Below are 9,738 nucleotides of genomic sequence, written 5' to 3'. Positions count from 1 at the left end.
GTATCGCCGCTCTCGGTGTACTCGTCGTCATTCCATTGATGGTCGTCGTACTCGTCACATCGTCAGGTTCCAGCGGTTGTGCCCCCACGGTCTCGTCCGGTACCGGTGGTGATGATGCATCGCCGTTGACCCCGTCCGGTCCCATCGGCAAGCCGACCCGCGATGGCACGACCACGATGACGTCCCCCTTCGGGCAGCGGTGGGGCACGATGCACCAAGGCGTCGACTTCGCGGGCCCGATCGGCACCCCGATCTACGCAGCCCTCGACGGCACTGTGGTCAAAGCCGGACCCGCTCAAGGCTTCGGAATGTGGATCGTCCTCGACTCGATCGTCGACGGAAAACCGGTCTCCACCGTGTACGGGCACATGTATCCCAACGGCGTCCTCGTCAAGGAGGGACAACAGGTCAAGGTCGGCGACCACATCGCCGACATCGGCAACGCCGGCGGCTCCACCGGACCACATCTGCACTTCGAGTACTGGGAAGGCGGCCGTTTACAGGGCGGAACCGCTATCGACCCGATGAGCAAACTCGGTCAGGCGGGAAGCCCCCAATCGTCCGGCGCTGATTCACCGACCGGCGCCGGTACCGCTGTCGATTGTGGCTTCGGCACGGCCGGCGGAGATCTCCGAACCGGATCCGTGCCGCCGGAGTTCGAGCCGTGGATCCGCAAAGCAGGAGCCGTGTGCCCAGGCGTGGGTGCTCCCCTGATCGCATCCCAACTCTCCGCCGAGAACGGTTTCCGCTACGGCCCGTCCGCTCCGGTATCGAGCACCGGAGCGTTGGGGCCCGCACAATTCATGCCGGGAACCTGGGCAACGTGGGGCAAGGATTACGACGGAGACGGGCGAGCCGACCCGAACTCCATCGGAGATGCAGTGATCTCACAAGCCCACTTCATGTGCGCCATCAACGGAGATATCACCGCAGCCATCGCCGCGAGAAAAGTGAAGGGCGACCCAACTGCACTGACGATTGCCGCCTACAACGCGGGCCCCGCCGCGGTGCTCGCAGCCGGTGGAATGCCATCCGGCGGTGACTACACCACACAAACACAGCCCTATGTGGCGAAGATTCTGGCCGGCCAAGCGCAGTACACATCCGAAGGTTCCACAGGCCGGTTCGTGCCGACCGGAGCTGACGGAGACAATGTCGTCGAGGCTGCACGCCAGTACCTCGGAACCCCCTACGTCTGGGGCGGCGGAGATATCAACGGCCCCTCCCGAGGAGGATTCGACTGCTCAGGACTGACCAGTTTCGCCTACTTCGCGGGCAAGCACATCACCCTGCCCCGCACATCCGAGGCCCAATGGGGAGTGGGTTCGGAGATCCCGATCGATCAAGCGATGCCCGGTGATCTCGTCTTCGGATCATTCGAGGCGAACGGCCCTGGGCACGTCGGTATCTACATCGGCGGCGGTCAGATGATCCACGCCCCCACCACCGGAGACGTCGTCAAACAAGCTCCACTCATGGCTGGAATGAAAGCCCGGAGGATCTGATGTCCCTTGCCGGCCGACGTCTTATAGCCGTCCTCCTCGTCGTTGTAGCCGTGGTGACCATCGCCTGGTCCTGCAGCTCACCCGCCACCGATGAGCCGGAATCGGCACCGGAGACAACGAGCGCGCCAACCGCGCCGTCGCTACCCGAAATCAACACACAGCCAACCGAGACAACCGCTGTACCCGCTCCGATCAGCAGCGCCGCCACAGACGCGGAGACCGCAATCCGTCAAGCACTGACGACCGCCTTCACCTGGTACCCCAGCACCGACACGAGCTCGACCGACGCGTTTCTACGCGCCCGCCGATGGTTCACCGACAACCTCGCTGCAAAACTCTCCACCCCTGCAACGACCGAGCGAGGCCCCGGTGCCCAGTGGGAACAGTGGAAGAAAGAAGACGCCGAAATCACCGCAACCGTCTCGATCGGCTGCTCCGGATGCCCGGCAGATACCGCCGAGCGCATCTATCGAGTCGCGGAGATAACGCAATCGGCCGTCACCTCGGATGCCACGGTCCCCGTCGACTCCACCACGACCGTGTGGGTATCGGCAGTGCCGACCGCAGCCGGGTGGAGTGTGGACACTCTCGATTTCTGACCCTCGCCGCACATGACCCGGAGAGGGTCGCCGGCCACTGAACCGATCGCCCTGTACAGGCAACATGGAACGCACTATTTCCCGTGATCGGTGCCGCCGTTCATAGCCCTGTCGCGCTACGTGACAACCGGCTTCCGTCGGCCCTTAGCTCGCGGATCCGCGAGGAGGAGCCCCACCCCAGGCCGGTCGGGGTGGCTTGCGTATACCGAATCTCGTGGCAGTCACGCCGACGCTGGGGTTGGCGGATGGACGTTGCCCGAGGGTGCGTAAGAGAGGAATCGAACCGCATCCGATGAGCAGTTGATGAGGCGCCGATGCTGCCGCGAATTGGTGGTTATATGCCCCGGATGTGGGAAGGTCGCTGCAAGCCTTACTCGCTTCGCATCGCCGTTTGCAGCGTACCCCCCATGTCAAGGGGTGTCGAGCGCACATAGCTGTTCCCGCGACGGTCAGTCGCAACACGGAACGCGACTTGCCCGTCCCCAATCGCACCCTCACCGATAGAGCACTGGTGACCGATCGGTGCGCCACTGATGGGGCCATGAACGCATGCGCTGCAGCGCGAGATGAAAGGTTGTCGGAAAAAGATTCACCGCGGCTGTCACAGAAGTCGACGCACCTGGATCTACCTGTTCTCGAGAAGGCACGACGAGACAGGGAGTCCCCATGAGCGCACCGACACGACTACACGTAGCGAGGGCACGTTCGAGGAGCAGTCGATCTACGGCCGGCCCCCTGAGTCCTGTCATCGATCGAGGAGCGCTGCCGAACTTCGCTCGGATCGAGACCCTCAGGCTCGACGATCCCACCAACCGGATCGTGACCCTCGCAACCACCGACGAGGTCTGGTCGCTCGTCGTCGAGTGGAATTCGAGCAACCTGCTCGTCGACACCGAAGACGAACGATTGATCAGACTTGTCGATGCGGCTCTCCGCGCTGCGCACTGCCAGCCTCACGCCGCGTGCCGTTTCACCCTCGACTACAACCCGACCCATCTCAACAACGAAGTCGGCCGACGCAGCGTGGCCTTGACCGCAACGATGCGCCCAACTTCCGGTGACGGGATCCTGATCACGATCACCCGGGATGCATGATGTGCGCGCTACCCAACCCGACTCAGGCACCCCTCGACGGATACCGGTCGCTACGTGATGCACCCTCGCTCGACCCCCAGAACAATCCGTGGATCCGCAACTGTGTGCTCTACGTTGCCGGTGGAGTCGTGTCGGCAGCACTGGGCCCGATCCTGAACCTCGACACAGCGATCGCATGGGGTGGAGCAGCACTCGGCGTCGGCGCGGGCGCGGCCGTCAGCTACAACGGCTATCGCGCCACGATCCGAGCCGAAGAGACCGATCGTGCGATCGAGCAGCTCTGCCGGCTGACCGCGTCACCGCCGACCCGTGATGTCCTGACGGCGACTCGGTGGAGCGGCCAGTGGCCCGGCCGTCCGGGCAGAATCACCGTCCGCTACCAGTCGGCCGCGCTCCTTCTCGACGAACAGTGGGAGCCCCGCGTCGTCGAATTGCTCTCCCAGCAGAGCTGGGGCCGGTACCGGATCCAGAAGCACAACACACGCAAACGCCGTCTCGTTCTCGTCCCGGACACACGGTCCGTCTCCGAGACGCATGTCTCGCCCGAACTCGTCAAAGCCACGCGCACGATTCTCGCGCTGCTAGGGCCGACCGGAAAGATCACCAGACACGAGACGGACCCGAGCACCGGGGATCTTGTAGCTGTCGAAGCCACCCATGAGGTCGGACATCGACTCGAGTCCGAGGGCTATCGGGCCCGAGTACAACGAGTAGTGAGCGTCAATCTGCCCGGTCGGTGGCGTGCTCGCTGGAACCTCGAAACGGACTGGGTGCGTTTCGAGGTGCGCCCGACCTTTCCGAAGAAGCTCTACAACCCGGCCGGCCTCGGCGACGCGGAATCCACGACCGATCTCGGCGACCTCGCGCACTCCGACTACGACTCGGTCGCGATTTCGTACGGCGAGGACGAGGACGGCAACCCCATGGTGTGGCGGCCGGCGATCGACCCACACTTCATGCTCGTCGGTGCATCCGGAACCGGAAAGACCGTCACCGCACACACCCTGCTGACACAGCTCACCGCGCACGGTTGGCCGGTATGGGTCGTCGACGGAAAAGGGGTCGAGTTCTTGGGCTTCCAGGACTGGCCGAATGTACAGATCGTCGCCAGCCACATGGAGCACCAGGTCGCGGTCATCTATCGGTTCTGGAATCTCATGGAAACCCGGTACTCGCTGATCGTCAACGGAGAAGCTACCGAGGCCGACTTTGAGCCCGTCGTTCTGTTCATCGACGAGTACGCCGACTTCCGAGGCAACCTGCTCAACTGGTACTCGAGCATCAAAGGTAAGGGTGATCCCACCAAGCCGAAGACCCTCCAGGAAGTGGCGTCGATCGGACGAAAAGGCCGCACAGCGAAGTGCCACATGGTGCTGGGAACGCAGCGACCCGATGCCGAGTACTTCGGCGGCGACATGCGAGACAACTTTCGCCAGCGCGTATCGATGGGCCGTCTGAGTCCGCAGGGCGCGTTGATGATGTGGGAATCGGCAACCACTGGAGTCGGTATCCCGCGCGGATGTCGTGGGCGGGCGACCAGTGTCAACGACCACAACCAAGCGGTCGAAATTCAGACCTACTTCACTCCCGACCCCCGCAAGACTGAGCCCGGGGCCGACGACGCAGCGGTGCTGGACCGCCTGCGTCCTCTCGAAGTGCGGCACGAGCGGTTGGTGATCCTCGACCCGGATCCCGGCGGCACCGTGGACGGCGACGAAGAGATCCGTTTCCATCACGTCTCCGGCGCGCCCTGGGCGCGCGCGTCGGACCATCCCAATCTCGATCCCGTCGCCAGGCGAAAGACGCGCGCGGACAGTGATTCAGCTCGTCGCGCATCGTCGCCGATGGCAATGCTCAATCTCGACACCCCCACCGTTCGCCAGCCCAAGCCCGACGCGCAGACGCCGAAAGAAAAAGCCGTGTCCGGCGTCCCGGGCTCTCCGATGCACAAGGACCGCCCGCACCTGCAGGTGGTCCCCGACGCCGGTACCGACGTCGACGACTGGGAGGGCTACGGCGAATCCGAAGACACTGCTCCGGTCGACCTCGTTGCCGGCGACCTAGTTCTCCTCGACGAGGACGCCGGGATCTGGGTCGTCGTCGACAACGAACCCGACATCTACGGAGACGAGTCGGGTGACGACATGGTCGGGCTGACCTGGCGTGGCGACGGCGACGACGAGGGGGTGCTCGACATTCCTCTCGACGCGACTGTTCAAGTTCGTCGCCCCCTTGCCCTCGCCACCTGAATCACTCTGCGACACACACGATCAGAAGAGGAACAACCACATGTCCCAACACGGCAACAACAGCAAAGCCCTCTCCGACGACGATCAGATGGCGCTGATCTGGATCGCCCCACTCGCAGCCACCATGGCTCTCGGATCCGCAGGCCTGTGGTGGTCGACGGCAATCGCCTGGCTGGTCGAGCACTCCATTCTGATCGCCAGCGAGGCATCCCCGATGGTGCAGATCCCAGCATCGGACGGTGCCGGGCTCGACGGTCGACGACTGATCATCGCTCTCGCCGTCGTCGTCGCCCTCGGTGCCGTCGCGATCAGCGCCGGCCGCTCGGCCTACTCAGCCCGACAGGCTCGACTGCACCGAGGAGACCGGGGATGAGAACGAAAGCCACCAGTGGTCGCCGCGCAGAACTACGCGCGATCGCGAGCAGAGAATCGTTCACGATGCCGCTCGGTCAGTGTGTCCGAGACAGCAACTGGGCCGCCCGCGAAACGGCGGTCGCAGAGCTGCTGCAGTCACGGATCCCACGTCTCGAACGGCGCCGGAAAGCAACCGTCGCTGCAGCGCATCTCCTCGAATCGTGCGAGACCTGCCCGCTCGCGGCCTTCGTCGCATGCCGCACAAGAGCCGAGGCAGATAGCTATACCGGCGTCGCGGCAGGCGGACTGTACGACCGAGGAACTCTCATCACCGAAGAAAAACGACCCGACGGTCTGGACGCGATGCACTCCCGCGAGGTAGTGTCCCCAACATCTGATGTGCGGTCTGACCAACCGCATCAACTGAAAAGGGATGCACCATGACTGACGTCGACGTGGTTTCGCGTACGCAAAACAATCTTTCCCCCGCACTGTGTGATGCAGTGCCCGATAGCAATACAATGAATCCTGACCGGAATACCGGTTCATGGAGTCGCTCGACGACGTCGAGGGGTGGTTCCTTCGGCCCGACGAGCGACGGCAGTGACGCTGCGCGTGCGCGACGTCGCTCCACTCCCGCGGCGGGATCTAACAGAACATCCCGCCGCGGGAGTGCCTCGTCGGTACCCTCCGGACCCGCCCGCCGCCACCTGCTGTCGTTGCGGCTCGGCGGTATGCCCGACCAAATGATCCTCGATCTCACGAAGCTCAGCCTCAGTGATGTGGAGACAGTCGCCAACCACAAATGCTTCGAGACCACCGCAAGCATCTCGAAAGCTATTCTCGACGTCACCTTCCACCCCACCCGGGGACGGGCGATGACCTTAGGTGTCGGAGCTCAGCGACGGATCCGGGCCCTCGTCGCGATGGGCTACTCGGTGCAAGCGCTGTCCGAACTGACCGGGCTGTCGGTGCCCAAGCTTTCGACGTTGCCATCGGATCAAGTTGTCCCCAGTGAACTCTGGTCCGTCATCAACGACGTCTACGACCAGATCTCCATGACACCCGGCCCCGACGAGCAGGTCCGGAATGCAGCCCGTGAGCAGGGATGGGCGACGCCTCTTGCTTGGGACGATGACGAAATCGACGACCCCCGAGCACGTCCACATTCGCCCCGAGGCATCCGCGGCGTGGACGAGGCGGCCGTCTACCGTCGCCTGTGCGGCGAATGGAGACTGCCGCTCACTCTTGCAGAGCAAGCCGAGATCGTAGGAATTTCGCTCCGTCGGCGGTGGTCAACCGAGCACCTGGCCGACGTACTCGGAATCGATCTCGACTCAGCGGTGAAAAAGAAGGTCCGCTACCGTGCCCGGATGGCCGTGCACGCCGCTCGCTCCGATGGTGAACGAGAAGCCGATGTTGCGTAGCGACTACGTCAGAAGTGTCGTGGTCGCTCTGGCGGCAGGCGTCCTATGGGCCTTGATCGAGGCGTCGTCGGCATCCTGGGCCAGCACTCAGGCATCAACTGCTGCGACTGTCGGCCGCGTCTCGATTGTCGCGATAGCAGTGATCGTCGGGGTAGCTCTGTCGGCCGCGCTGCGGACCACCGTCATCGCGGTGTGTGCACGGGTCGAGATCTCCGTCGACGAGGCGGCGCTGGGGACGAAAATTCCCGTCATCGTCTCCGGTGTCGTGTGGGGCGTCATCTCCGCTTTCGTCAGTACTCCGACGAGTGCGCCGCCGGCGGCAATGCTGTTCTTGGCTCTGGTAGTGCCCTGGATTGCGTGGATCGACCAACGCGTGCAACGGATTCCGACTGCTCTTGCGTATCTGGCCGCCAGCGGAACTGCAGCAATGATCTTGCTCACCGGTGTCGTTCACGGCACCTGGGGCGCGGTCGGTCGCGCCCTTCTGGCCGGCCTGGCCGCCGGCATATTGTTCTTCGCGCTTGCAGTGCTTCTGCGCGGCGGAATCGGTATCGGCGATGCGCGACTGGTGGTCTCGCTCGCGATGGTCCTAGGCTACGTCGGCTGGACATCCCTCGGTGCGGCGCTGGTGTTCTCGATCCTGACGGCTTTCGTCGGAGTGATAGTCGTGCGGGTCCTTCGAGCGATCAGATCCGAGCCTGCACGGTCGCATATCGCGCTGGGCCCGTACCTCGCACTCGGCACCGCGCTCACTCTCGTCGCATCCTGATCCGCCTGCGCGCAGTTGCGTCCTGCTTTTTCTTCCCTCCCCGAACTCGACAGCTCCCGAAGAGGTGATTGCCATCATGGCGAAGACACATCAGACCGCATGGACAGCCATTGCCGCAGCCGTGATGGTCGCTGTGGCGGCCGCGGCTGCCGTGGTGATCACGACGGATCACCACGAGGCCGACACTGCGCCACCACCACCCCAGGTCTTCCACGACGTCATCACCGTTGCGAGCCTTCTCGACGCCCTGCCCGTCGTCGACGATATCGACAGCACGGCCAGGTGGCCCGACGGTCAGCGCTTGGCGGAACTTCTCGTGCGGCCGCCAGGCAGCGATCACGGATGCGACACCAGGAACATCGCATTGGCAGCGGAGCTCGAGGCCGTCACATTCGCTGCCGGAACGGACAATTGCGTTGTGGCACAGGGCGTGTTGAATGATCCATACACCGGTGTCACCGTCGAATTCGATGCAGCATCTGAGAAAGATGCTGCAGCAAGCGATTACGTCTACCCGCTGGACGCGGCGTGGGCGTTGGGTGCTGCTGCATGGGCACCCGAACAGCAGCAACGCTTTGTCAGCGACGTACAGACCAACATCATCGTCGCCAGCGCGCAGGCAGTTGAACATCGAGCCCAACGTGGGCTTTCTCAGTGGCATCCGAGCAACGACGACCTCGCATGTGCATTTGCGGCGAAATATCTTCGTGTGGCGCAGACATACGCCTTGCCCATCACCCGCGGTGATGCTGTCGCGGCCACGCAACTCTGCGGTCTCGGCAACACCGCGGTGACAACTGCGGGCGAGACCGAACCGGCGAACTGACCACACGATCGGCCACACAAATCTCCTCCCCAAGAGGAAATGAAAGTCCCTCGCACACAACATGAAAGAAGGAATCTCATGCCCAAGACCGCCGACCAGGCCGATGCAACCACCCGCGAGATCCTCGGCCCGCAGTTCACCGCAATGCGCAACCTTGTCGAAGCAGCCGAGAACAGCCGGCAGAAGGCCGAAGCAGTCGCCAAAGCGCAGGCCGAACATGTCGACTCGACCGCCGAATTCATCGTGGCCTACGACGCCGCCAAAGCTGCAGGCTTCACCACCGCCCAACTGAAGAAGGGCGGCTACGTCCGGCCATCACTGAAGGGAGTCGCAAAACCGGCCACCAGCAAGAAAGAACCCACGCAGACCCCGCCGGCAGAAACCGCCGCCACCGGCGGCGAACCCCACGGGCACGACAGTGGGCAGCAGAACCATGCCGCACCGGCGTCGGAGGAACACCGGAGTGATCACCACAACGAGCACGGCGAGCACGACGCCATGGCGAGCTGACATGACATCCCGTCGACAACCAGAGGGGGCTGTGCGATGAGCACCGACCGAACCGACGCGATCACCCATATCGAGCTGGCCTGCGACGTCTGCGCGCTGGAACCCAGGGACGGGGGAGCGGGACCGCGGGGCGCATGGTGGGCGGTGGCCATGAAAGATTGCTGCGCCGGCGGACAGCTCATGGCCCACCTCGCGTGCGACGAGCACTTCTTCGATCTGATTTCACAGAAGCTGCCCGGCGTATGCACGAGTTGTGGCCACCTGAGCCGGACCCTGTCCGACGTCGTCGATGTCGCATGGACGATAGGAACCGGAACCGACCTGCCCGGCCGGCCGGGACGATGACCCAAGCTGTCGCACTGCTCGGTGGAGGCGTCCGCCGAGCGTGCACTTGCTGCAGCGCT

10 protein-coding genes are annotated in these 9,738 nt (G+C 63.8%); all 10 read left to right on the top strand.

Annotated elements, in window-relative coordinates; genetic code table 11:
- The first annotated feature begins 38 nt into the window (after positions 1–38).
- Positions 39–1,505, top strand: a complete 1,467-nt coding sequence (locus CH262_RS26435) for a peptidoglycan DD-metalloendopeptidase family protein (protein ID WP_072692242.1) — start codon at positions 39–41, stop codon at positions 1,503–1,505.
- Positions 1,505–2,104, top strand: coding sequence for a hypothetical protein (locus CH262_RS28295; protein ID WP_015586149.1), 600 nt, complete (start codon positions 1,505–1,507; stop codon positions 2,102–2,104). Before CH262_RS26435 ends, CH262_RS28295 begins: the two co-directional genes overlap by 1 nt.
- 666 nt (positions 2,105–2,770) lie before the next feature.
- Complete coding sequence (locus CH262_RS26425) at positions 2,771–3,199, top strand: hypothetical protein (protein ID WP_015586151.1); 429 nt, start codon at positions 2,771–2,773, stop codon at positions 3,197–3,199.
- Positions 3,199–5,448, top strand: coding sequence for an FtsK/SpoIIIE domain-containing protein (locus CH262_RS26420; RefSeq protein ID WP_052049378.1), 2,250 nt, complete (start codon positions 3,199–3,201; stop codon positions 5,446–5,448). Before CH262_RS26425 ends, CH262_RS26420 begins: the two co-directional genes overlap by 1 nt.
- 40 nt (positions 5,449–5,488) lie before the next feature.
- Positions 5,489–5,821 carry a hypothetical protein gene (locus tag CH262_RS26415; protein ID WP_015586153.1) on the top strand — a complete coding sequence of 111 codons (333 nt, stop codon included), beginning with the start codon at positions 5,489–5,491 and terminating at the stop codon, positions 5,819–5,821.
- A gap of 715 nt (positions 5,822–6,536) precedes the next feature.
- Entirely contained in the window at positions 6,537–7,229 is a 693-nt protein-coding gene (locus CH262_RS26405; protein WP_052047787.1) for a hypothetical protein, read from the top strand.
- Positions 7,219–7,998 (top strand): hypothetical protein, encoded by a 780-nt coding sequence (locus tag CH262_RS26400; RefSeq protein WP_015586156.1) that lies wholly within the window; start codon positions 7,219–7,221, stop codon positions 7,996–7,998. The genes CH262_RS26405 and CH262_RS26400 overlap by 11 nt, the downstream gene beginning before the upstream one ends.
- Positions 7,999–8,074: 76 nt before the next feature.
- On the top strand, positions 8,075–8,824 hold the full coding sequence (locus CH262_RS26395; protein WP_015586157.1) for a hypothetical protein: 750 nt from the start codon (positions 8,075–8,077) through the stop codon (positions 8,822–8,824).
- Between the two features lie 78 nt (positions 8,825–8,902).
- Positions 8,903–9,334, top strand: coding sequence for a hypothetical protein (locus CH262_RS26390; protein WP_015586158.1), 432 nt, complete (start codon positions 8,903–8,905; stop codon positions 9,332–9,334).
- Positions 9,335–9,370: 36 nt separating this feature from the next.
- Positions 9,371–9,679: a hypothetical protein gene (locus tag CH262_RS26385; protein WP_015586159.1), complete on the top strand. Its 309-nt coding sequence runs from the start codon at positions 9,371–9,373 to the stop codon at positions 9,677–9,679.
- Positions 9,680–9,738 lie beyond the last annotated feature (59 nt).

Source organism: Rhodococcus sp. 05-2255-1e (assembly GCF_002259025.1).
GTDB classification, from domain to species: Bacteria; Actinomycetota; Actinomycetes; order Mycobacteriales; family Mycobacteriaceae; genus Rhodococcoides; species Rhodococcoides fascians.
The sequence above is the reverse complement of the archived record's forward strand: the minus strand, read 5'-3'. Positions and strand labels throughout refer to the sequence as shown.